This is a genomic window from Aureimonas sp. SA4125 (assembly GCF_019973775.1).
Taxonomy (GTDB): Bacteria; Pseudomonadota; Alphaproteobacteria; order Rhizobiales; family Rhizobiaceae; genus Plantimonas.
Genome location: NZ_AP025032.1, coordinates 516,147 through 538,710 on the forward strand (window position 1 = coordinate 516,147; position 22,564 = coordinate 538,710).

The window sequence follows — 22,564 nt, forward strand, 5'->3', positions numbered from 1 at the left end:
CGCCCGCCCGTCTTCCAGAGGAAAACGCGGACTCTTCAGATCCATCGGATGGGGGTCAATTTTGGACGCCTATGACCCCGCCTAGGGGGTCAAAATTGCACGCCGAATGACATCAAGGGCCGCAAGCGCTACATAATCACCGAGACTCTCGGCTTAATGGTCGGGCTCGTCGTGCACGGTGCCGACATCCAGGATCGGGACGGTGCCGTCCCTGTCCTCGCCTTGATCCGCCATCGCTATCCCTGGCTGCGCCATGTCTTTGCCGACGGCGGATATGCCGGCGAGAAACTGAAGAGGCAGTTGCGCAAGATTGGTCAGTGGACGATCCAGATCATCAAGCGCTCCGATCGCGCCAAGGGCTTCGAGATCCTGCCGCGCTGATGGGTGGTGGAGCGGACCTTCGCTTGGCTCGGCCGCTGCCACAGGCTGGCCAAGGACTTCGAGAAAACCATCGCCAGTGCAGAGGCCTGGATCCTCGTCGCCAACCTTCGCCTCCTCACCCGACGCATCGCAAGGTATTGCTATTCCTCATAGAGTTTTGAGTCGGTCTCTAAGCCCGATCGCGGCGCGTCATGCGAGCGCTCACTCGGCCGCGACGGAGAGTGTCCGTTCATCGCCACAGACGCCGTCTCCGAGATTGGCATAGGTGAAGCCGTGCTTAACTACCTCGTCGCGGCGATAGACGTTACGCAGGTCGACCATCACGGGCGTCGCCATCTGCCGGGCAATCTGTGCGAGATCAAGCGCCCTGAACACGTCCCATTCGGTAATGATTACTACGGCGTGCGCGCCCTCCACGCAGTTGTAGGGATCCCTGGCCAGCACGACCGTTTCGTTCAATACCGCGACCGCCTGCTCGTGACCTGCAGGGTCAAAGGCCCGAACCCGGGCGCCGAGATCGACAAGGGCTTGAATGATCGAGATTGAGGGTGCCTCGCGCATATCGTCGGTGTTCGGCTTGAAGGTCAGGCCGAGCACCGCGACGGTTTTGCCCCTTAAACTGCCGCCACAGGCGGACACGACCTTTCTCGCCATGGCACGCTTTCGCTGGTCGTTGACGGCGACGGTCGTCTCGATCAGGCGCAGCGGCGCGCCGTTGTCCTGGGCCGTCTTCATCAAGGCAACGGTGTCCTTAGGAAAACAGGATCCGCCGTAGCCTGGGCCGGCATTTAGGAACTTCGCACCGATCCGGTTGTCCAGCCCGATGCCGCGAGCGACTTCCTGGACATGGGCGCCGACCTGCTCGCAGAGATCGGCGATCTCGTTGATGAAGGTGATCTTCATCGCCAGGAAAGCATTGGCCGAATACTTGATCAGTTCCGACGTCCGACGGTCCGTGAACAGGATCGGCGACTGGTTGAGAAACAGCGGGCGGTAGACCTGCGCCATCACATCGCGCGCTCGTTGGTCGTCGAGGGTGCCGACGACGATGCGGTCGGGACGTTTGAAGTCCTCGATCGCCGCTCCCTCGCGTAGGAATTCGGGATTGGACACAACCGCGACGTGGGCCTGCGGATTGGCTTTGCGAATGACGCGCTCCACCTCGTCGCACGTTCCGACGGGAACGGTGGACTTCGTGGCGACGACGGTAAAGCCTCGGACTGCCCGTGCCACGTCGCGCGCTGCAGCGTAGACAAAGGTAAGGTCGGCGTGCCCGTCGCCGCGCCGAGATGGCGTTCCGACGGCAATGAAGACGACGTCGGCTTCGCCGACCGGCCCGGCCAAACCGGTGGTGAAGGAGAGGCGCTCGGATTGGCTGTTGGTCCGCACCAGGGATGCCAGTCCCGGTTCGAAGATCGGGATTTCGCCCGACTGCAGAAGCGCGATCTTCTTCGGATTGCTGTCGATGCAGGTCACGTGATGCCCGAAATCGGCAAGGCATGCTCCTGTGACGAGGCCGACATAGCCTGAACCGATGATGGCGATGCGCATGGTGCTTCCGCTTTTCCAATTGAGATGAGCACCACATACGTTGAGATGAAGTCGACACGTAGCTCGCTTTTTTCGGCAGCGCCGGAATCGAAAGTTCGACTTGTGCCATAGGTATTTTAATCATCCGGTTTTTGGTCTAAGCCTTTTTCGCGTCACCGGCTGTGCGACGTTGTCGATTAGGCAGATCGCATGACCGAATAGCCGGCCTTTCCAGGGCATGTGGCATCCTATGTTTTGTTGATCAGAGCGTTCTTTCGAGGGGCAAGCATGGGGCCCCAACTGCGTCGTTTCGTCGTTAAGGCCCTCGTGGGGGCATCTGGAGGCGGGTCATGGTAGAGAAGGACAACCGCTATTTGACTGAGCTGCAGGCTGAGGCTTGGGAGCTCAACCGGACGCACGGCCGGAGCGACACGCCAGGTGAAAAGGAGGTCCTGTTCGGACTGACCGGCATTTCGTCGCTGCTGATTATCCTGCTGTTCGGCTGGATCGTCTTCAAGCTGATATGGTTCAACTGGATGGGGATGCCCGGCTGGTGGTAAGCGGTCTGTGGGAAGGATTTAATTTTCGACAGAGTCATCTTGGGGTGGGCGATGAGGGGGCGGACCGTCGTTCTGGTCGTGGCGGCGGCAACGAGACGGCAAGGAACCGAGGCATTGTATGCCCATCCGCGCACGCGGATTGTCGCGCTCATCGTCTACAATTCCGCCAATTCCCGGTTGATCGCCGACGCTCACAACATCCCGCTTAAAGATGCCTTGGTCGTTCAGGCGGAACTCGAGCACGTACTCCAGCCACGGCGTGTGGTAGCCGAAATCTGGCGGGTCCTGCGTCCGGGCGGCATCGTCTACGTCGAGACGCCCTTTATGCACCATGTGCACGAGGGGCCGTTCGATTTTACCCGATTCACCGAAAGCGGTCACCGATATCTGTTTTCGCCGGTTCTCCCTGATGCGTTCGGGGACGAGCGGAGGGCCCGGGACGCAGCTCGCTTGGTCGATCGACTATTTGCCCGCGGCCTCTTCCGCTCGCGGCGCGTGGCTTCACCTATTCGATCATGTGATCCCACCGCAATACGTATCTGATGCAGCGAGTGGCACTTTCTTCCTAGGAAGAAAGGCGAACGAAGCAATCAGTCCACGTGATATTGTGGCCTTATATCCTGGAGCACAGACCTGATCGAACGATATTATAAATTTTGTTTCGAAATGACGTGATCCCGCTTATCGCCCATAGGGAGGAAACCGACATGGCGAATTTCTATAATCAATTCGGGATTCAAACCTGGGCGGGTGGTGTCGGTGCCGACCTTTTCTACTTGTTTAACAAGAGTACCAATCCGAACGACCTGCGCGTCGACGCTCAAATTGCGAATTTCGCGTGGACCACTTCGCTGCACAATGCCGACGGCACCAGCTACGTTCTCACCGCGGCGCTGATCAATACATCGACGGATCTCGTCATCGGCGACAAGAACGACGCTATCTACGGATCGAGTTCCGCCGATGTCGTCGTCTACAACAATGGCGGCTTCGGCGATGGACTCGGCGGCTTTCGCGACATCCAACTGATGTACCTGGGCGCTGGCGACGACATCGTGGACTTGACGGCGCATGGACCGGGCGGGGTGGCCTATGCGAAGGACATGAAAATCTATGCAGGCGACGGCAACGACACGTTGATCGGCGGAGCCGGCGGCGACGTGCTCTACGGCGAAGCTGGAAACGACCTGATCGTCGGCTTTGCCGGCGCGGACGTGATCTACGGCGGCGATGGCGACGATCGCCTGTATGGCGAGGATTTCGGCGCCGACGGCAGCTCGAGCTTCGATACCCTTTTCGGCCAGCGCGGCAACGACATTCTCTATGGCGGCGGGCGCGCCGACAAACTAGACGGCGGCGACGACGACGACCTGCTCTACGGCGGGGCCGACGACGACGCCTTGAAGGGCGGCTCCGGCAACGACATTTTGTGGGGCGACGACGCGGGCAACACCGGCAACGACAAGCTCTACGGCGACGCCGGAAACGACACCGTGTATGGCATGGCGGGTAACGACGAGATCGGCGGCGGCGGCGGCAACGATCTGATGATTGGTGGCGCCGGGCAGGATTACATCGACGGTGGCGCGGACATCGATACCGCGGCGTTCTCGGGCAATCGCGCGGACTATCTGCTGACGAGCAGCGCCAATGGCAGCGTCACTCTCCAGGATCTGCGCGTCGGTTCTCCCGACGGTATCGACACGGTCCTCAACGTGGAATTTTATACCTTCGCCGACGGGACGATCGACGCGACGGCGCTCAGTACGCCGCCGACGATCACCTCCAATGGCGGCGGCGCGACCGCCTCCATTGCGTTTAACGAGAACGGCCTCGGCCCCGTCACCACCGTGGTCGCCGTCGATCCCGATGTCGGTCAGACGATCCGCTATCGTATCGTCGGCGGGGTCGACGCAGCTCTCTTCGCGATCGATTCGGCGACAGGTGTCCTGACATTCGCCGCGAAGCCGGATTTCGAGGATCCGATCGATGCAGACGGCGACAACGTCTACCAGATGATCGTCGCCGCCGACGATGGTGCGGGGGGAGTCGGTCGTCAGACGCTCGCCGTCACGGTCAGCAACCTCGCTGATGGCGCGGCGCCCGTCATCTCGTCGAATGGCGGAGGGCGGTCGGCGAACATCACGCTGTCCGAGAACGTCCAGTCCGTTACAACGGTCGCGGCGAGCGATCCCGACGGTGGAGTATTGAGGTACTCGATCCTCGGGGGTGCGGACGCGGCACAGTTCTCGATCGACACGGCGACCGGCGCGTTGTCGTTCATCACCGCGCCTGACTACGAGAATCCCACGGACGCAGACCGGAACGGCATCTATCAGGTCACGGTCGGCGCAAGCGACGGCACGAACGGCGTGCGGCAGACCCTCTCCGTCACGATCGGCAACGTCAACGACAACGTTCCGGTCTTCACGTCCTTCGGCGGGGCAGCGAGCGTGTCGGCAACGACCGACGAGAACGCCGCGGCAGGGCCGACATTCGTCGCCGTGGATGCGGACGGGAGCCCGCTCGTCTACCGGATCGTCGGTGGCGCGGATGGTGCCCGCTTCGCCATTGACGCGACGACGGGCGCGTTGAACTTCCTCGTGGCGCCTGATTTCGAGGCGCCGACGGACGTCGGCGCCGACAACGTCTACGATGTCATCGTCGAAGCCCAGGACGGCGTGTTCGCCGTCCGGCAGACATTGGCCCTGCACGTCAACAACCTCAACGACAACGCACCCGTGATCGTCTCGAACGGCGGCGCTGCGACGGCGTCCTTGTCCCTGTCGGAAAACAACCGCGCGATCACGACGGTCGTTGCCACCGATGCCGACAACTCCGCGATCGAGTATCGCATCACCGGCGGCGCCGACGCGGCGTTGTTTGCGCTGAACTCCGCCACCGGAGCGCTGTCGCTGATCCCCAACCCAAATTTCGAAAATCCGATCGATCAGAACGGGGACAATGTCTATGAAGTGATCGTCAGTGCCTTGGACGGCGGATTTGCGGCGTCGCAGGCGATCGCCGTCCGCATTCTCAATGTCAACGAGATTGGGCGCACGCTCACCGGAAACGGCGCGGCGAATGTTTTCTCGCCGACCGCGGCCCTTGCGCTTCAGACCACCGCGCTCGAGGACACGATTTACGGCCTGGGCGGCAACGATTCCATCGACGGCGGCGGTGGCGCCGACAGAATGGAAGGCGGCATCGGCAACGACACCTACTACGTCGAGACCTGGTCGGACAACGGATTTGCTGCCGACGACGATCGCGCGATCGAAGCTGTCAGCGCCGGGGTCGATCAAGTCTTCGCGTCAGTCAGTTATCGTCTCGACGAGAATGTTGAGAACCTCACGCTTACCGGAGCCGCCCGCGAGGGATGGGGCAACACGCTCAGTAACATTCTAACCGGCAACGCGCTCGCCAACAGTCTCGATGGGGGCGATGGCAACGATCAGCTCTTCGGCGGGGACGGCGCGGACACACTGTTCGGGGGGGCGGGCACCGACCTTCTCTACGGCCAGGCCGGGACCGACCTCCTGTTCGGCGGCTTCGGAGGAGACGTACTCGACGGAGGTGCGGATGCCGACCGAATGACGGGCGGTGATGGCAACGATAGCTATTACGTCGAAACTTGGTCCAACGACGGCATTTCGACGAACGACGACGAGGTCGTCGAGGCCCCGAACGGGGGTATCGATCTTGTGTCGACGTCCGTCACCTATGTCTTGGCGAGTGAGGTCGAGCGGTTGCTTTTAACCGGCACCGCGGCCATCGACGGATCCGGGAACGAACTGGCCAATACCATCACTGGCAACGGGGGCGCCAACCGACTCTTCGGTCTGGACGGCAATGACACCATCGACGGAGCGGCAGGGAACGACATCATCGATGGCGGCAACGGCAACGATGTCCTCGGCGGCGGCGATGGCGACGACGAGATTTTCGGCGGCGCCGCTCCGGACACGCTGAATGGCGGCGCAGGAGCTGATCGTCTCTACGGCGGCGATTCTAACGACACGATCCTCGGCGCAGCGGGCGACGATCTCGTCGTCGGCGGGAAGGGCAAGGATATTCTGACGGGCGGACTCGATGCGGATACTTTCGTGTTTGCTTTCGGGGATACCTCCACCAATCCCGGTTTCTCAGACATTATCACCGATTTCTCGGGTGGCTTCGATATGATCGATATCGACACGTTCGCAGGCCCGCTGATGTCGTCGCAATACGCCGAGACGGCGTTGCAGACGACAGACCAAGGCTTGGCGCTGTCTACCGCATCGACTCTCGCCACCGGCGGCGTCAGCGCCGTTTTCGTGGCGGGGACGGGAACTGGGTGGCTATTTTGGGACGGGACAGGCGACGGGACGCTCGATCAGGCCATTGTTCTGTCAGGTCTGTCCAGCACGAGCAGCTTCTCCGAAGAGTATTTCGTCTAGGAGCCTCGGCCTGAACCCGGCCCATGATGTGGCGGACCGAAGTCCGCCCCGTCTCCAGGTCAAACTGCCGCGTCCTTTGGTCACCCACCTCTGCCTCGCCGGACGTCACTCCTCGATGGGTGAAGGTGGCGCAAACGTCGTCCTCGTGGCCGGCCAGAGTTCATGACGCGAGTCGCTGTGGCGCCGAGCGTATCCGGCCGCAAGCGGGTTATGCCTGGCAGGCCCAGCGCATGCGTTGGAGAAGGCGCGGTCGCTGGCCAGAGCCACGGGGAAAATTGCTGAGCTGAATGGGATATCGAAAATTGTCGATGGCGCGACGGATCATCGTATCAGCATATCGGGACGGGTTGAAACCATCTGCGACGCAAACAGTTTTCCGCCGTCTCGCTATGGCGCCCTGCTTCCGTCCGGATGTACAAGGGTCGCTCTCGCGCTTCGGCTCCTGGCATCAAAACTCACGTGGATCGATCCCGATCGTAGGGCCGATGCGATTGGCTCGCTTACCACCAGCCGGCATCCTCATCCAGCCGAAATATACCGTCCTGGAGATTTCCCATCCGACGAGAAGATGGGTCAGGGACAATCCCGCGCCGATCATAGCGAAGGCGACCTCCTTATTATACCGCCTATTTCCCTTGCCGTCGCTAAACTCGTATTCGAGAAACTCCGCCTCCTCCTCCGTCAATTCCGTGATCGTCCTCGGAGGCGCTCGCTTCTTCGACGAGCCGCTCTGCGTTCGTTTGGCAAGCAATCTCTGCGACCTCCCTTTGCGTTCCGCGTCCAGCCCTTCTCATGCATCGAACATCGACCATGGCTCGCCGCGTTGCAGGGTCCAGAAGGCGTAGAGCTGCTTGTACATTCGGGTAAGGCGTACGATCGGAGGGGCAGCGCAGGATTATCGTCCGGAAACGAGGGTTCACGGCAGGGCACGGTGAGTTTTCGATGCCGTGGCGAGCGCCGCGGCGTGTATTGGACCAACTACTCCATCCCGCCGTTGGAACGTCCATGCTTTCGTCGGACCTGCGTGCCGCGGCGCTCTCGGCAAAAAGACTTATCCGGTCGGTCCCTCGATGGCAGTGGGAATGCGGTCGTGCCCCAAACGATGGGACCTACTGCCCGATTGATCCTTTGGCATCTCATGTCCGACGGTGAGAGGATGGAGCCTCTTCACTTCTTGAGGATGAGCACGTCATGCAAATCGCGATGATGGGTTCGGGCTGCGTCGGCCCGGTGATGAAGACATGCCAGGCGAATTGCGGGCATGCTGTACCCTGCCGCGAGGAAAACGAAGATGTCGCTGCGATGCGCGCCGGCCGGATGCCTGTCCTCCCGGCCTCCCCGGGGGCGGCCGAGTGACGGCTCGCCTGGCCAGTGCGCCGTTGGCGGTGCGAAGACAGCGCTCGCGCCGCGTTAGAACGGAGCCTGCGGTCAGAATGGAAGCCAAGGACAGCCCGAAACCGATGAGATTCTTCGTCACCGGAACCGCCGGCTTCATCGGATTCCACTTGGCTCAGCGCTTGCTGGCGGACGGTCACACCGTCGTCGGCTTTGATGCCATGACGTCCTACTACGACGTGCGCCTGAAACAGGCGCGGCACGCCCTGCTTGAGCGGTCCAGCCGCTTCCATGCCCATATCGGATGGCTCGAGGACCTCGAGGAACTGCGCAATGCGGCCGAGGCCGCCGAGCCCGACGTGATCGTGCATCTGGCGGCGCAAGCGGGAGTGCGCTACTCGATCGACTCTCCCCGAACCTACGTCGACAGCAATCTCGTCGGCTCCTTCAACGTTCTCGAACTCGCGCGGACCATGAAGCCGCAGCACCTCCTGCTCGCGTCGACGAGTTCGGTCTACGGCGGCAACGTGTCGACGCCCTTCCGCGAGGTCGACGAGGCGGACCGTCCGCTCAGCTTCTACGCGGCCACCAAGAAGGCGATGGAGGCGATGTCGCACTCCTACGCGCATCTCTTCAACGTGCCGACGACATGCTTTCGTTTCTTCACCGTCTATGGCCCGTGGGGCAGGCCCGACATGGCGCTGTTCCGCTTCGTCGATGCGATCGAGAACGGTCGCCCGATCGACGTCTACGGGGAGGGGATGATGCTTCGCGACTTCACCTATGTCGGTGATCTCGTGGAGGCAGTCGTGCGTCTAGTCGACCGGGCGCCGACCGAGGTTCAGGCCGCGATGGGCGATGGCGTCGCCGATACGCTTTCGCCCGTTGCGCCCTGGCGCGTGATCAATATCGGCGGCGGCGTGCCGGTCGATCTCCTGTCCTTCATCGAGACGATCGAGCGCTGCCTCGGCAAGGCGGCCGTTCGCAATATGCTGCCGATGCAGCCCGGCGATGTCCCGGTCACGTGCTGCGATCCTCGTCTGCTCGAAGCGTTGACCGGTTATCGCCCGGCGACAAGCGTGGCGGAGGGGGTGGAGCACTTTGTACGCTGGTATACCGAGGAGCGCCTCATGCTGTCCTCGCCCGAGGAGGCGCAGTTGAGCCGGGCGTGAATGCGCGGCCGTCGGCCGTCGCTAGGTTGCCACCGTGTGATCTCGACCGTTTCGCCGTCGCCGCACAGAACGGTGAACCCCGTCGACGTGTAGGTCTGGACCTGCCCGGCGAAGCCGATGTGACGGCCTTTCGGCCTGTGGCTCCGGGCCGCCTCGACGACGATCCTGGTGTCTCCCGCGAATGTGAAGGCGCCGGGATAGGGATCGCCCACAGCTCGCACCAGGCGCAGAATCGCGTCTGCGGGCTCGCCCCAGTCGATCACCCCGTCTTCCATGGTTCGTTTGGCGCAGTAGCTCGCGCGCGCCTCGTCCTGCGGGGTGCCGCCCGCGTTGCCGGCGGCGATGCGGGCCACCACGCGCGGCGTCATCTCGGCGAGCGCCATCACGTGCCGGTCGTAAAGCGAGCGCGCCGTTTCATCTGGATCGATCGGGAAGAGCTGCTGCATCACGATGGGGCCGCTGTCGACGCCGTCGTCCAGCCAGAAGAAGGTCGAGCCGGTGGTCGCCTCCCCGCTGAGGATCGTCCAGGGAATCACCGCTCGGCCGCGGTAGCGCGGAAGCGGGGCGGGGTGGAAGCCGAGTGTGCCGAGCGGGGCGACGGACCGGAACGCGCGGCGGCAGATCTGGGACCAGCCGACGACCAGGGTGAGGTCGGGCGCAGCCTCGGCGAGCGCCGCGATCGTCGCCGGTGCATTGATGTCCGTGGTCAGGTGAACCGCCGTGCCGGCGGCGCGCGCCGGTAGGCCGAGATCGGCGAAATCGGAGTGGCGATGCGACACCTCCGGCGGAAGCGTCACGAGGAGCACGGGAGCCATGCCCGCGGCCACGAGGGCATTGAACGCGGTGAGCGACCCTTCGACGGCGCCGACGAAGGCGATTCGCGGACATCCGGCCGAATTCGGCTTCAGCAGTGTCGTCGGCACGTCCCCTCCGATCCTCGTCTTCAAGAGCCCTGTATGTTCGCCAGGGAGGGGTCTTCTCCAACCTATCCATTAGCAGTAGGCCCACCGCGGCCCTTCCTCCAATGACCATCTACCGTGCGCGCGTGGATCGGCGATCCTCGACGCGACGGCGCCGCGTGACCGCTCGAATCCACAAGGATCGCTCGAGCAGGTGGGGGCCGCAGATGCGGGCTCGGCCTTCGCCATCGCTCCTGTCGGAAGAGGCTTGATGAAGCGGATCTGCGTCCTCGTGACCTCGGCCGGCCGGCGAGTCGGCCTTCTCCAGTGCTTCCGGCAATCGGCGCATGACCTCGGCATCGATCTCAGGATCGTGGCGTGCGACGTCGAGCCCGAGGCAAGCGCGGCCTGCCGCATGGCCGACGAGGCCGTCAAGGTGCCGGCCTGCGACGACCCGCACTACATCGACGCGCTGCTCGCGATCGTTCGCCGGGAGGGCGTCTGTCTCGTCGTTCCGACCATCGATCCGGAACTCGGTCCGCTGTCCGAGTCGCTGGACCGCTTCGCCGCGCTGGGTGCGCGGGTTCATGTCAGCGCGTCGGATGTCGTCGCGGTCTGCCGCGACAAGCTGCAGACCGCGCGCGTCCTCGAGCGGGCCGGCGTGCCCGTGCCTTTGACGGTCGCCCTCGCCGAGGCGGACGACACCCTTCCATGGCCGATGATGATGAAGCCAGTCGGCGGCAGCGCCAGCCGAGGGATCCGCGTCGTCGCCGGTAGAAGCGAGGTGCCGGAAAGCACGAGCGAGCCGATGGTGCTCCAGCAACTTCTGGCCGGACCCGAATTCACGATCAACATCTTCGTCGATCGGACCGGTCGCCTGCGCGCCGTCGTCCCGCACCGGCGCCTGAGGGTGAGGGCCGGGGAAGTCGAGAAGGGACGGACGGAGCGTGATGCAGCGTTCGGCGTCCTCGCCGAGGGGCTGCTTCGCGCGTTTCCGTCGGCCCGCGGCGCCCTCTGCTTCCAAGCCATACTCGACGAGACCGTCGGCCTTCGGGTCTTCGAGATCAACGCCCGTTTCGGCGGCGGCTATCCGCTCGCCCACCATGCCGGAGCGGAATTCACGCGCTGGCTGATCGAGGAAGTCGCCGACCTTGCCGACTCCGCGAATGACGGCTGGCGGGAGGGCGTGACCATGTTGCGCTACGACGCCGCCGTTTTCCATGGCTGAAGGGGAGTGGCAGGGATGGCAAGGCCGCTGGTCGTCTTCGATCTCGACGACACGCTGTATCTCGAGCGCGACTTCGCCAGGAGCGGCTACAAGGCCGTCGAGCGCGTGCTGGGTGACCGCTGCCTGTCGGAGGGCTTCGCCGAACTCTGCCTCGACCTCTTCGACGCCGGCGAGCGCGGCCGCATCTTCGACAGGGCGCTGGAGCGGATCAGGCTCGATCCCGAACCTCTCCTCGTCGCGGAACTCGTGAAGGCCTATCGCGGCCATCGGCCGGACATCGCGCTCGCGCCCGACGCCGAACGCTATCTCGCCGCCCGGTCGGGCGGCATCAAGGGCGCGCTGATCACCGACGGTCCGGCGGCGACGCAGGAGGCGAAGATCAGCGCGCTCGGTCTCGGCAATCACTTCGGGTGCATCGTCTGCACGGGTCGTCTCGGCACGCGTTTCGGCAAGCCGCATCCGCGCGCCTTCGAGATCGTCGAACGCTGGGCAGGTCCGATCGGACTGCCGCTCGTCTACGTGGCGGACAATCCGCGGAAGGACTTCGTCACGCCGAACATCCGCGGCTGGGCGACGATTCAGATCGAAAGGCCGCAGCGCGTGCATCGTCACCGCGCGGCGGAGCCCAGCTACCAGGCGCACGCGTCTATCGAGAGTCTCGATGAACTCGACGCCTGTCTCGACGCGATGCGAGATGATTTCCGAGCGTCCCCAGGACGCCTGTGGCGGGAGACGACCGCGTGAAAGAGATCGACGCAGACCGGTGGACCGCGAGGCGAATGGGCCGACACAGGTCCAGGAAGCAGGGCGGCCGGCCGACGCGCGCGGTATTCGTGCTCGCGGGCCTCGATGCCGGCGGGACGGAAAAGATCGTCAATATGCTGGCCCATCACCGCGTTGCCCGTGGCGATACGGTCGACGTCGTCGCGCTGAACGCAGAGAGCGCCGGCTCCTTCTTCCCCTATCAGGAAGGAATCGCCATTCATGCCCTCGGCGACCGGACCGGTCCAAGGTTCCTGCGCAGTCTCGTTCGCTTCTGGCGCCTGCGGCGGCTCCTCCATCGGCTCCAGCCGGACGTCGCCCTTTCCTTTCTCACCAAGGTCAACGTCATAACGGCGATCGCCGCAACCGGCCTCGGCATTTCCCTCATCCTGTCGGAGCGCAACAACTTCCTGATCCAGAAGATGCATCCGCTCTGGCCCGCGCTCTTCGCACGGGTGGCGCAGGGGCGGCGTCTCGTCATGCAGACTGCACAGGCACGGTCCGCCTTGCCGGCAGCGCTCCAGTCCGATGCCGTGGTGATCCCGAACCCCATCTCGCCGCCGCCTCCGATATGGGAGCTGCCGGACTATCGGCCGGCCTTCGTCGCGGTCGGCCGCCTCGACCGGCAGAAGGGCTTCGATCTCCTCATCGACGCGTTCGCAAGCGCGCTGCCGCGACTGCCTTCGGCATCTCTCGCGATTTTTGGAGAAGGACCGGAACGCCGATCGCTCGAAGAGCAGATGCGGGCGCTGGGGCTCGGAGAACGCGCCGTCCTGCCGGGGGTGGCGAAGTCGCCGGACGACTGGATGGCGGCGGGCAGCGTCTTCGTTCTGAGTTCCCGGTTCGAGGGCTTCCCGAACGTGCTGTTGGAAGCTCTCGCGAGGGGTGCGCCGGTCGTCGCCTTCGACTGCCCCTGGGGCCCGTCCGAGATCCTTCGCGCGTCGGGTGGCTACCCTCTCGTGCCGCCCGGCGACACCGATGCGCTCGCCGAAGCGCTCGTCCGGGTCGACCGGGACCCGGAACTGCGTCGGCGCATGGCGGATGCGGGCCCCGCCATCGCGGCCGGATACACTCCTGCCGTTGTCTTCGCGAAATGGGACGCTCTGATCGACGACGCGATGCGGGAACGGACCGTTCGCGTGGCCGATCCTGCTGCCGAGAGGACAGGACCCGTATGCGGCGGGGCCTGACTGTCGTCGGTTCCCTGCGCCCGGAGGGATCACCCGGAAATCGTATGACGACCCGGCCCCGTCATGCCCCCGGTTTCAGATAGAGAAGCCCCGTCCCGTAACGGTCCCGAAGATCGAAGTCCGGAACCGGGCGGTAGCCGTGCGACAGGGCGTAGTCCAGGAACGGCTTCTCGAGCGTCTGCTCGAAGCCGAGCAGGAAGGCGGCCGGGGGTTCGGCGTCCAAGATCGCGGGAATGCCGGCGGGAGAAACCATCCGGTAGTATTTCGCCAGTGTCGGCGGTGTGATCGCGGCGGTGCGGTAGGCGAAGATGCCGGTGGCGAGCTCGGGATAGACCGGTAGGCCGCCTTCCAGCGGATAAAGCGGCGCGAGCGTCGCAACCCGGCCCTGCAATCCGGCGTCCCGCAGCCGCTGGGCGATGTCGTCTCCGGCAGCGTGCACCTTCGCCACCGCCCATCGATCCGGCCGCACCAGCGTGCCGACATGCTGGACGAGACGGGGCGCCTGCGCGAGGAACGCGACCGCGCTGGCCGCGAGCAGGACCGCCGCCGCCCGGTCCCGGCCCTCCGGCGAAAGCTCGGCGGCCAAGAGGGCGAGCGCCAGCGGCAGACAGACGAAGAGCGGCGCGAAATATTGCGGAAAGCTCGGGGTTGGCATCAGGCTGAGGACCGCGCTCACGCAGAAGGCGCAGGCGACGAGCATCAAGCCGGCGCCCGACCCGCTGCGGCGCCCGCGAGGGTCGTGCCACCGCACGATCGCGAGCAGCATCAGCGCGACGAGCGCGACGCCGTTCACGCCGCCGATCCAGATGTCGTGTGCGAACAGCAGCTTGTCGAGGGTCGACGTCACCGCGCCCTCGTCCGGCGCCCCCGCCGACAGCCAATATTGCGCATGCGGGCCGAGATGATAGCCGAGGACGTGGGCGATGAACCGGACGGGATCGGACGCAAGATAGTAGAGGACGGGAACGGCTCCCACGATGCCGCCGGCCGCGAGGGGCAGCGTGACGCGCTTCAGGCGCTCGGGCAGCGCGATCGCGCGCGGCAGCAGGAGCGAGGCGATCGCGACAGGCAGGATGAACGCGACGCCGCTGATCTTGAAGACGGTGGCGAGGGAGAGACAGACGCCGGCAAAGGCCGCCATCCCGCTTCGGGCCGGCGTCGAGGAGACGGCCAGAACGAACAGGCCGAGCCCGAGAAGGGAGAAGGGGAGAGGGAGGAGATTGTTGGTTGCCGTCATCCCGGTCTGCGAGAGAAGCAGTTCGTTGCAGAGCGACACGACGACGATGCTCCAACTGATCCAGAGCGAACGGGTCAGGGCGTAGCTGAGGACGGCGATCCCGGCGATCAGAAGCAGCCACCCCGCGAAGACGCCGAGGCGGGCATCGAACAGCAGGTGGTCGGAACCGAGCAAGCGGCGCACCGCGTGGAACAGCCAGGCGGAACCCGGCGTGTGATTGTAGAAGAAGTCGCCGTACAGCGTCTGGTCGTCCAGCAGGCGCGTCGGCGGCACATAGAGTTGCTCGTCGCGCCGCGGCTCGAAATTCATGAGACGAAGGAAGAGGCAGAGCACCAGCGCGCCGGAGAGGAGCGGCATCACGGCGGTCGTCGTCAGCGGGCGAAAACCCACGCGTCGCTCGGCTTCGATGAACATGTTCCCGCTCCCTGCCGGCGCAACGGACGCGGCGTTCGGCGCCCTGACTTTTCCTAATGGAAGCGCATGCGCGGCGCGCCTTGTCGCGGCTAGGCCTTTCAGCCTCTGCGCCGTGCGGCCGATCCGCCGAAGTGACAGCTTTTGCGCCCGTACCTCGTTCCGACCCTTCGTCCGGACGGTCGAACCTGTCGCCGGCCCACCCTTGCCTAAGCCTTTCGGTCACAGAGGCTGCGCCACGATCCCTCGAAGAGACAAACATCCGACGGCACGATTACCTGTAACACTGCCGTATCAATTCTCACGGCAGACGAGGCAGTCATGAAGGTGGTTCTTTTGGCCGGCGGTCTCGGATCCAGGCTCGCTGAAGAAACGAAACGCGTGCCGAAGCCGATGGTCGAGATCGGCGGCCGGCCGATCATCATGCATGTCATGGATATCTACAGCCATTGGGGCTTCCACGACTTCATCGTCGCGGGCGGATACAAATGCATGTCGATCAAGGCCTTCTTCCACAACTTCCATCTATCGACGGCGGACTTCACCGTTTCTCTCGGAAGCGGCGCGATGACGCTGCTCCAGACGCGCCCGCTCGACTGGAACGTGTCCGTGGTCGACACCGGACTTGCCACCATGACCGGCGGCCGGCTCCTCCTCCTCCGGGACTGGATCGGCCGCGACACGTTCATGGTCACGTATTCGGACGGTGTCGGCAACATCGATCTCAATGCCCTTCTGGCCTTCCATCGCTCCCACGGTCGCCTTGCGACGGTCACCGCCGTGCGCCCGCCCGCCCGCTTCGGCGCCTTGGACATCGAGAACGGTCGGGTCGTCGACTTCAGCGAGAAGGTGCGCCAGCGCGAAGCCTGGATCAACGGCGGCTTCTTCGTGTTCGAGCCGGGGGTCCTCGACTACATCCCGGCGCTGTCGGAACCGCTCGAGCTGTCGCCCCTTGCGCGCCTCGCCAGCGACGGCGAGCTCTACGCGTTCCAGCACGATGGCTTCTGGCACCCGATGGACACGATCCGCGACCGTGACCATCTCGACGGTCTTTGTTGCGACGGCACGCCGCCTTGGCTGAATTTCATGCCGGACTACCCGGTCTCGCTGTCGCAGTCTGCAGCCGGGCTGCCTGCGCGCGAGCACGTCCATGGGTGAGGCCGCTCTTCGCAAGGCTCTCTCCGGGCGCCGCGTGCTCGTCACCGGCCATACCGGCTTCAAGGGCGGATGGCTCGCCCTCTGGCTGCGTCGGCTGGGTGCCGACGTCACGGGGGTCTCGCTGGCGCCCGAGACGCGGTCCTTCTGCAACGCGGTTCGCCTCGAAGAACTGGTCGACGGACGCAGAGGCGACATCCGGTCCGCCGAGAGCTTCGAGGCCGCGATCGACGGACGCAATTTCGACCTCGTGTTCCACATGGCCGCGCAGGCCATCGTGCGCGACTGCTATCGCGATCCCGTCGGCACCTACATGACCAACGTCCTCGGCACTGCCGTGGTCCTGCAGACGGCGCGCCGGATGTCCGGCCTCAAGGCCGTGGTCGTCGTCACCAGCGACAAGTGCTACGAGAATCTCGAGTGGACCTGGGGCTACCGCGAGGGCGACGCGCTCGGCGGACACGATCCCTACAGTTCCTCCAAGGCCTGCGCCGAACTCGTCGCGGCCGCCTATCGCGCCTCCTTCTTCAACGATCCGCAGGGACCGCAACTGGCGACCGTGAGGGCCGGCAACGTGATCGGCGGCGGCGACTGGAGCACCGACCGGCTCCTGCCCGATCTCATTCGAGCCATGGAAGAGGGGCGGCCGGCGCGCCTGCGCAATCCGCGGAGCGTCCGCCCCTGGCAGCATGTGCTGGAACCCCTGCGCGGCTATCTCATGCTGGCGGCCGGTCTCGTCGAGGAGGGCCCGCGCTTCACCGGGGCCTGGAATTTCGGCTGCGACCGCGACGCAGCGGTCGATGTCGTGACGCTCGCTCGCCTTGCCGCCCGCGAGATGAAGGGCAAAGGGCCGGGCTTCGTCATCGAGAACGACGGCGGCCCGCCGGAATCGACGCTCCTGCGGCTCGACAGCACGAAGGCCTACGTCGAGCTCGGATGGAAATCCGTGCTGTCGGTCAAGGAAGCGGTGACGGACACGGTGGCCTGGCATCGGACCTTCGCCCGCGAACCCGCTTCCATCGCGGAATTCAGCCTTCGGCAGATCGCCGCCTACGTCCAGCGGTGGGAGAAAGTATCCGCCCTGGATTTCGCCTCGCCGCGAACAGGGACCTCCCCGAGATCCGGGACGGTGCCGAGAACTCGAGCTCCTTCAAAAACAAGGGTTGCAGCATGCGTGTAAACTATGGGCAGGCGGTGTTCGGCGAAGACGAGATCGCTGCCGTGATCGAAGCGTTGCGCAGCTCGACGCAGATGGGGCCGCGGGTGCGCGCCATGCAGGAACGGGTCGCCGCGCTCTTCGCCAAGCGCCACGGCATCATGGTCAATTCCGGGTCCTCCGCGAACTACCTCGCGATCGAGCTTCTGAACCTGCCGGAGGGTTCGGAAGTCGTCACCCCCGCCTTGACCTTCGCCACCACCGTGGCGCCGATCGTGCGCGCCGGCCTCGTGCCCGTCTTCGTCGATGCGGTCGAGGGAACCTACAACATCGACGTCGACGCCATCGAGGCCAGCCTGTCGGCGAAGACCCGGGCCCTCATGATCCCCTCGCTCATCGGCAACCTGCCGGACTGGGACAAGATCCGCGCCATCGCCGACCGCCACGGGCTGATCGTCATCGAGGACAGCGCCGACACGCTCGGCGCGACGCTGCGCGGCGTCAGCACGGGCTCGCGCTCCGACATCAGCACGACGAGCTTCTACGGCTCGCACGTCGTGACGGCGGGCGGCAACGGCGGCATGCTCTGCCTCAACGACGAGGCGCTGGCGCGGCGTGCCTTGCTCCTGCGCTCCTGGGGACGGACGTCGTCTCTGTTCGCGAATTCCGAGACTATCGAGAACCGATTCAACGTCGAGCTCGACGGTTTCGAATACGACGCCAAGTTCGTCTTCGAAGAACTCGGCTTCAACATCGAGCCATCGGAAATCGGCGCCGCCTTCGGTCTCGTTCAGCTCGACAAGCTCCAGCGGAATATCGAAGCGCGCGAAGCCAACTTCGCCGCGCAGCTCGCCTTCTTCCGCGCCTACGAGGACTGGTTCGTGCTGCCGAAGCAACTTCCCGCGGCGCGTACGGGCTGGCTTGCGTTTCCCCTCACGCTACGCGCTTCGGCGCCCTTCACCCGGCGCGAGATGCAGGTCTTTCTGGAAGAACGCGACATCCAGACCCGGCCCGTCTTCACCGGAAACATCCTGCGCCAGCCGGCCATGGCCAAGGTGCGCTGCCGCACCGATCCCGCCGGCTATCGCGTCGCCGACGACGTCATGCGCGGCGGCATCCTGCTCGCCTGCCACCACGGACTTTCCGACGTGCACCTCACCTATCTCCGCGAGTGCTTTGCGGAATTTGCGGAAGGGGTCGGTTTTGCCCGCCACCGCACCGCAGCAGCCTCGGCTCGCCCTTTCATCCCTCACGCCCGCCTTGGAGCCTGACATGGCCCTTCTCACGCGTTGCCGCGCCTGCCTCGCACCCGATCCTCACCTGTTCCTGCCGATGGGCGACCACCCGCCCGCCAACAGCTTCGTGCTGCCCGAGGACGTCGGCAAGAGCCAGCCGGTCTATCCACTGGAGACGCAGGTCTGCCTCGAATGCGGGTTGATCGAGGTGGACGACCAGGTGCCGGAGGGATTCTTTGAGCACTATGTCTACGTTCCCTCCGGCGCGACGCAGATGCACGAGCATTTCGCCGGGCTGGCCGAAGTCCTCCGAAAAGCCGCGGGCGAGGGGCTCGTCGTCGATATCGGCTGCAACGACGGACTTCTCCTCTCAGCTTGCAACGGGCTCGGTTGCCGCACCATCGGCGTCGATCCCGCTGCGAACCTTGCCGAAATCGCGCGGGAACGGGGCGTCGCGGTCGACGTCGGCTACTTCACCGCGCGCTCGTCCGAAGCTCTGGTCGAACGCCACGGGGCGGCGTCTGCCATCGTCACCACCAACACCTTCAATCACATCGGCGACCTTCACGACTTCATGGCGGGCGTCGCGCGATGGCTGGCGCCGGACGGGGTCTTCGTGATCGAGGTTCCCTGGGCGAAGGATCTCCTCGAGCGCAACGAGTTCGACACGATCTACCACGAGCATGTCTCGGAGTTCAGCCTGCTCTCGCTCGCCCGGCTGGCGGCGTTCTTCAAGCTCGCCCTCGTCGACGTCCATCGCCTGAGCGTCCACGGCGGCTCCATGCGCGTCTTCATGAAGCACGCCGACGCCGGGACGCGATCGAGCGCCGCCGTCGCAGAGATGCTGGCGGAGGAGCGCGACGCCGGAATGCTCCGGCCCGAGACCTACGACGACTTCGCCGCGCGCATCGAGACGGTGCGGCTGGAGTTGAAGGCGATGCTGAAGAGCCTCAAGGCACAGGGCTTGCGGATCGCGGGCTACGGCGCGCCTGCCAAGGGCAACACGCTCCTCAACTACTTCGACATCGGACCCGAGACGCTCGACTACCTCGTCGATCGCAACCCGTTGAAGCACGGCCTCTATTCGCCCGGCATGAAAATTCCGGTCCGTTCCACCGAGGCGTTGAAGGAGGACAGGCCAGACGTGCTGCTCGTGCTCGCCTGGAACTTCTTCGACGAGATCCGGCTGCAGCAGAAGGATTTCTCGGCGGCGGGAGGGCGTTTCCTCGTTCCGCTCGCGACGCCGGTGCTCATGAACTGAACGGCCGTGTGAGGTCTGCGGCGGATCGCAGCCGCAGCGCGGCGGGGCGTCGAAGGGGGAAGCTGGCAATGGGACCGAAGTCGCGGATCATGATCACGGGTGCGGCAGGATTCATCGGTGCGCATCTTGCCCGAACCTGCGTCGCCCGCGGCCATGCGGTGCATGGCATCGTGCGTCCCTCGTCCGACACGAGCGGGCTCGACGACGCCGTCACGCTGCATCGGTTCGACATCCGCGACGAGACCGCCTTCCGGGCCTGCCTGGAGGACGTTCGTCCGGACGTCGTGTTCCACCTCGCCGGTTCGCCGCGGCGTCCATATCGGGCCGATCTCGAGGACATGCGCGCGTTCCTTCGTGAGGATCTCGATGGCCTCGTCACCCTCTTGAAACTCTGCGTGGAAGCGCGTCGACCACCGCGTGCGATCGTGCGCGCCGGCTCGTTGGCGGAATACGGCGCGGCGCCGGTTCCCTATCGCGAGACCGTGCGCGAGGTGCCGCTGACGGCCTACGGCGCGCATCTCGTCGCCGCCACTCACCTCGTCGCGACGCTCCAGCCGCGACTCTCCTTTCCCGTGTCCACGGCGCGCCTCGCTCTGGTCTTCGGTCCCGGCCAGTCGGAGGACTATCTGGTTCCGCTTCTCGTTTCTCGGTGTCTCGCCGGCGAGGAGTTGTTCGTGCATCGGCCCGACGACCGGCGCGATCTCATCTACGTGGACGAGGCGGTCGCCGGTCTCCTGCGCATCGGCGAAGTGCCGGCCTCGGCGGGACGGATCGTCAATCTGTGCAGCGGATCGGCCCCGTCCATGCGCGACGTCGCAAGGATGGTGGCGGCAACGACCGGAGCCGATCCGCGCCTCGTCGTCTTCAACGAGAACAAGACGCGGACGAGATCCAGCGATCTCAGGGGCTCTCCGGTGCTCGCCTACGAGCTTCTCGGCTGGCGGACACGCATTTCGGCGGCCGAGGGGCTGCGGCGGATGGTCTCCTTCCAGCGGGACCATGCAAGCGCCGACTTCGCCACCGCCGTCATGACGCCGCCCGGCCGCGGCGTGCAGCACGCAGGAGTCTAGGCCATGCTCGGCGCCAAACCGTTCAAGGTGTCCGTGCTTGTCCCGGTCTTCAACGAAGAGGGCAACGTCAACCGCGCCTATCAGGCGATCACCGAGGTGTTCGACCGCCTGCCGGGATACGAGCTTCAGATCCTCTTCACCGACAATCATTCCACCGACCTCACCTTCGAGCTCCTCAAGGAGATCGCGCGAGACGACGAGCGGGTTTGCGTCATCCGCTTCAGCCGCAACGTCGGCTACGAGCGCTCTCTCCTTGCTGCTTACAAGGCGGCTAGTGGCGACTGCTCGGTGCAGATCGATTGCGATCTGCAGGACCCTCCAAGCCACATCCCGGAGATGCTTCGCCTCTGGCGAAACGGCTATCACGTGGTCTACGGCGTCCGCCGCTCGCTTCAGGACCCCTGGCATGTCGCCTTGATGCGGCGCCTCTTCTATCGGCTCCTCGACGCCCTCAGCCAAGACGACCTGCCGCCCAACGCGGGCGAGTTCAGGCTCGTGGACCGTCGCATTCTCGACGAGCTGCGACATGTCGAGGATACGACGCCCTATCTGCGCGGCCTCATCAGCACGATGGGCTTCCGTCAGATCGGCTTCGAGTACGACCGGCAGCAGCGAGTGGCAGGGGAGAGCAAGTTTCGGTATGGCGCGATGGTGGGACTTGGGGTCGATGCGCTGCTGAACCATTCGCTGGTGCCGCTGCGTTTGGCCTCCTGGATCAGCCTCGTAGCGGGAAGCGTCACCTCGTGCTTCATCCTGTTCTATCTCGCCGGCTTCCTGCTGTTCGGCCAGGCCTGGCCTCGGGGCTTTGCCACGACCACCATGCTCCTCCTCCTGTCGATGACGCTGAACGCCCTGTTCCTCGGTGTCCTCGGCGAATATATCGGGCGGCTGTTCATGCAATCGAAGCGCCGGCCGATCGTCCTCTTCGAGGAGGTGCTGAACGAAGGACATCTCGGCGACAAGCCGGCAGACCGTCAAAAGCGGGTGGCCGCCTGATGGGACGTCGTGACAGCGAGGCGGCGTGAGCGCGGCTGCCGCCATGAACACGATGCTTCGCTTCGCAGGCGTCGGGCTCGTCACCACCCTTCTCGACCTTGCCCTGTTCGGCGGTCTCGTGGCAGCCGGAACGATGCCCGGTCTTGCAAATCTGATATCCTATTCCTGCGGCATCGCTCTCAGCTACTCGCTAAATTCGCGCTGGACGTTCGAGTCTCCCAGCTCGCGACGGAAGGCTGCGAAATTTGTCGTGTCCACCCTTGCAGGGCTCGCGATCAGCATGGCGCTTCTTGCCGCCTTTTCCACGGTCTTGGCCCCGGTGGCCGCAAAGATCGCGACCGTGCCGTTGGTCTTCCTCTGGAACTTCGGAGCGGCGCGGCTTTGGGTCTTCCCTCGCGGATCCGACACGCTTCCCCCGCCGGGATAAGCGCCGTATTTCGCGAGACAGACCCCTCTGCTTTCCAACGACTTCCGGCGCAGCGGACACACCGAACGGTGGTCCCTTGCGCTTCCGGGCACGCGGCGCTGCCGTTCCGCCCGAACGCCC

The 22,564-nt window shown here is 64.8% G+C and carries 17 protein-coding genes and 1 pseudogene; 15 read left to right on the top strand and 3 right to left on the bottom strand.

Annotated elements, in window-relative coordinates; genetic code table 11:
- Positions 1-111 precede the first annotated feature (111 nt).
- Positions 112-534: pseudogene (locus tag Sa4125_RS02385) on the top strand (IS5 family transposase); the annotation flags it as partial.
- A 48-nt stretch (positions 535-582) separates the two neighbouring features.
- On the opposite strand, the gene Sa4125_RS02390 reads toward Sa4125_RS02385, so the two are convergent.
- Complete coding sequence (locus Sa4125_RS02390) at positions 583-1,932, bottom strand: UDP-glucose/GDP-mannose dehydrogenase family protein (protein ID WP_224003276.1); 1,350 nt, start codon at positions 1,930-1,932, stop codon at positions 583-585.
- Between the two features lie 329 nt (positions 1,933-2,261).
- On the opposite strand from Sa4125_RS02390, the gene Sa4125_RS02395 reads away from it, so the two are divergent.
- From Sa4125_RS02395 to Sa4125_RS02410, 4 genes are all read left to right on the top strand, one after another.
- Positions 2,262-2,471 (top strand): hypothetical protein, encoded by a 210-nt coding sequence (locus Sa4125_RS02395; RefSeq protein ID WP_224003278.1) that lies wholly within the window; start codon positions 2,262-2,264, stop codon positions 2,469-2,471.
- A gap of 114 nt (positions 2,472-2,585) precedes the next feature.
- Positions 2,586-3,014: a methyltransferase domain-containing protein gene (locus Sa4125_RS02400; protein WP_224003280.1), complete on the top strand. Its 429-nt coding sequence runs from the start codon at positions 2,586-2,588 to the stop codon at positions 3,012-3,014.
- 164 nt (positions 3,015-3,178) lie between these two features.
- On the top strand, positions 3,179-6,910 hold the full coding sequence (locus Sa4125_RS02405) for a cadherin domain-containing protein (RefSeq protein ID WP_224003282.1): 3,732 nt from the start codon (positions 3,179-3,181) through the stop codon (positions 6,908-6,910).
- Positions 6,911-8,370: 1,460 nt separating this feature from the next.
- On the top strand, positions 8,371-9,417 hold the full coding sequence (locus tag Sa4125_RS02410) for an NAD-dependent epimerase/dehydratase family protein (RefSeq protein WP_224003284.1): 1,047 nt from the start codon (positions 8,371-8,373) through the stop codon (positions 9,415-9,417).
- Here the strand turns inward: Sa4125_RS02410 and Sa4125_RS02415 are convergent.
- A complete protein-coding gene (locus Sa4125_RS02415) occupies positions 9,306-10,340 on the bottom strand; it encodes a formyltransferase family protein (protein WP_224003286.1) in 1,035 nt (344 codons plus the stop codon). The genes Sa4125_RS02410 and Sa4125_RS02415 overlap by 112 nt on opposite strands.
- Positions 10,341-10,587: 247 nt before the next feature.
- Here Sa4125_RS02415 and Sa4125_RS02420 point away from each other — a divergent pair, with 247 nt between their 5' ends.
- From Sa4125_RS02420 to Sa4125_RS02430, 3 genes are read left to right on the top strand one after another with little or no spacing between them, the layout of a single operon-like run.
- Positions 10,588-11,544 (top strand): ATP-grasp domain-containing protein, encoded by a 957-nt coding sequence (locus tag Sa4125_RS02420; protein ID WP_224003288.1) that lies wholly within the window; start codon positions 10,588-10,590, stop codon positions 11,542-11,544.
- Between the two features lie 15 nt (positions 11,545-11,559).
- Complete coding sequence (locus Sa4125_RS02425; RefSeq protein WP_224003296.1) at positions 11,560-12,288, top strand: HAD family hydrolase; 729 nt, start codon at positions 11,560-11,562, stop codon at positions 12,286-12,288.
- A complete protein-coding gene (locus tag Sa4125_RS02430) occupies positions 12,285-13,496 on the top strand; it encodes a glycosyltransferase (protein ID WP_224003298.1) in 1,212 nt (403 codons plus the stop codon). The genes Sa4125_RS02425 and Sa4125_RS02430 overlap by 4 nt, the downstream gene beginning before the upstream one ends.
- Positions 13,497-13,557: 61 nt before the next feature.
- Here the strand turns inward: Sa4125_RS02430 and Sa4125_RS02435 are convergent, their stop codons facing one another.
- Entirely contained in the window at positions 13,558-15,147 is a 1,590-nt protein-coding gene (locus Sa4125_RS02435; protein ID WP_224003300.1) for a hypothetical protein, read from the bottom strand.
- 318 nt (positions 15,148-15,465) lie between these two features.
- Here Sa4125_RS02435 and rfbF point away from each other — a divergent pair, with 318 nt between their 5' ends.
- The 7 genes from rfbF to Sa4125_RS02470 all read left to right on the top strand — a co-directional run bounded on the left by rfbF (position 15,466) and on the right by Sa4125_RS02470 (position 22,444).
- Positions 15,466-16,302, top strand: a complete 837-nt coding sequence (rfbF, locus tag Sa4125_RS02440; RefSeq protein WP_224003309.1) for a glucose-1-phosphate cytidylyltransferase — start codon at positions 15,466-15,468, stop codon at positions 16,300-16,302.
- Positions 16,295-17,479: a CDP-glucose 4,6-dehydratase gene (rfbG, locus tag Sa4125_RS02445; protein ID WP_224003311.1), complete on the top strand. Its 1,185-nt coding sequence runs from the start codon at positions 16,295-16,297 to the stop codon at positions 17,477-17,479. Before rfbF ends, rfbG begins: the two co-directional genes overlap by 8 nt.
- On the top strand, positions 17,470-18,726 hold the full coding sequence (locus Sa4125_RS02450) for an aminotransferase class I/II-fold pyridoxal phosphate-dependent enzyme (protein WP_224003312.1): 1,257 nt from the start codon (positions 17,470-17,472) through the stop codon (positions 18,724-18,726). The genes rfbG and Sa4125_RS02450 overlap by 10 nt, the downstream gene beginning before the upstream one ends.
- Position 18,727: 1 nt before the next feature.
- Positions 18,728-19,951, top strand: coding sequence for a class I SAM-dependent methyltransferase (locus tag Sa4125_RS02455; RefSeq protein WP_224003314.1), 1,224 nt, complete (start codon positions 18,728-18,730; stop codon positions 19,949-19,951).
- A 68-nt stretch (positions 19,952-20,019) separates the two neighbouring features.
- Positions 20,020-21,021: an NAD(P)-dependent oxidoreductase gene (locus Sa4125_RS02460; protein WP_224003316.1), complete on the top strand. Its 1,002-nt coding sequence runs from the start codon at positions 20,020-20,022 to the stop codon at positions 21,019-21,021.
- A 3-nt stretch (positions 21,022-21,024) separates the two neighbouring features.
- Positions 21,025-22,017: a glycosyltransferase family 2 protein gene (locus Sa4125_RS02465; protein ID WP_224003318.1), complete on the top strand. Its 993-nt coding sequence runs from the start codon at positions 21,025-21,027 to the stop codon at positions 22,015-22,017.
- A gap of 43 nt (positions 22,018-22,060) precedes the next feature.
- Positions 22,061-22,444, top strand: coding sequence for a GtrA family protein (locus Sa4125_RS02470; RefSeq protein WP_224003320.1), 384 nt, complete (start codon positions 22,061-22,063; stop codon positions 22,442-22,444).
- The last annotated feature ends 120 nt before the right edge of the window (positions 22,445-22,564 follow it).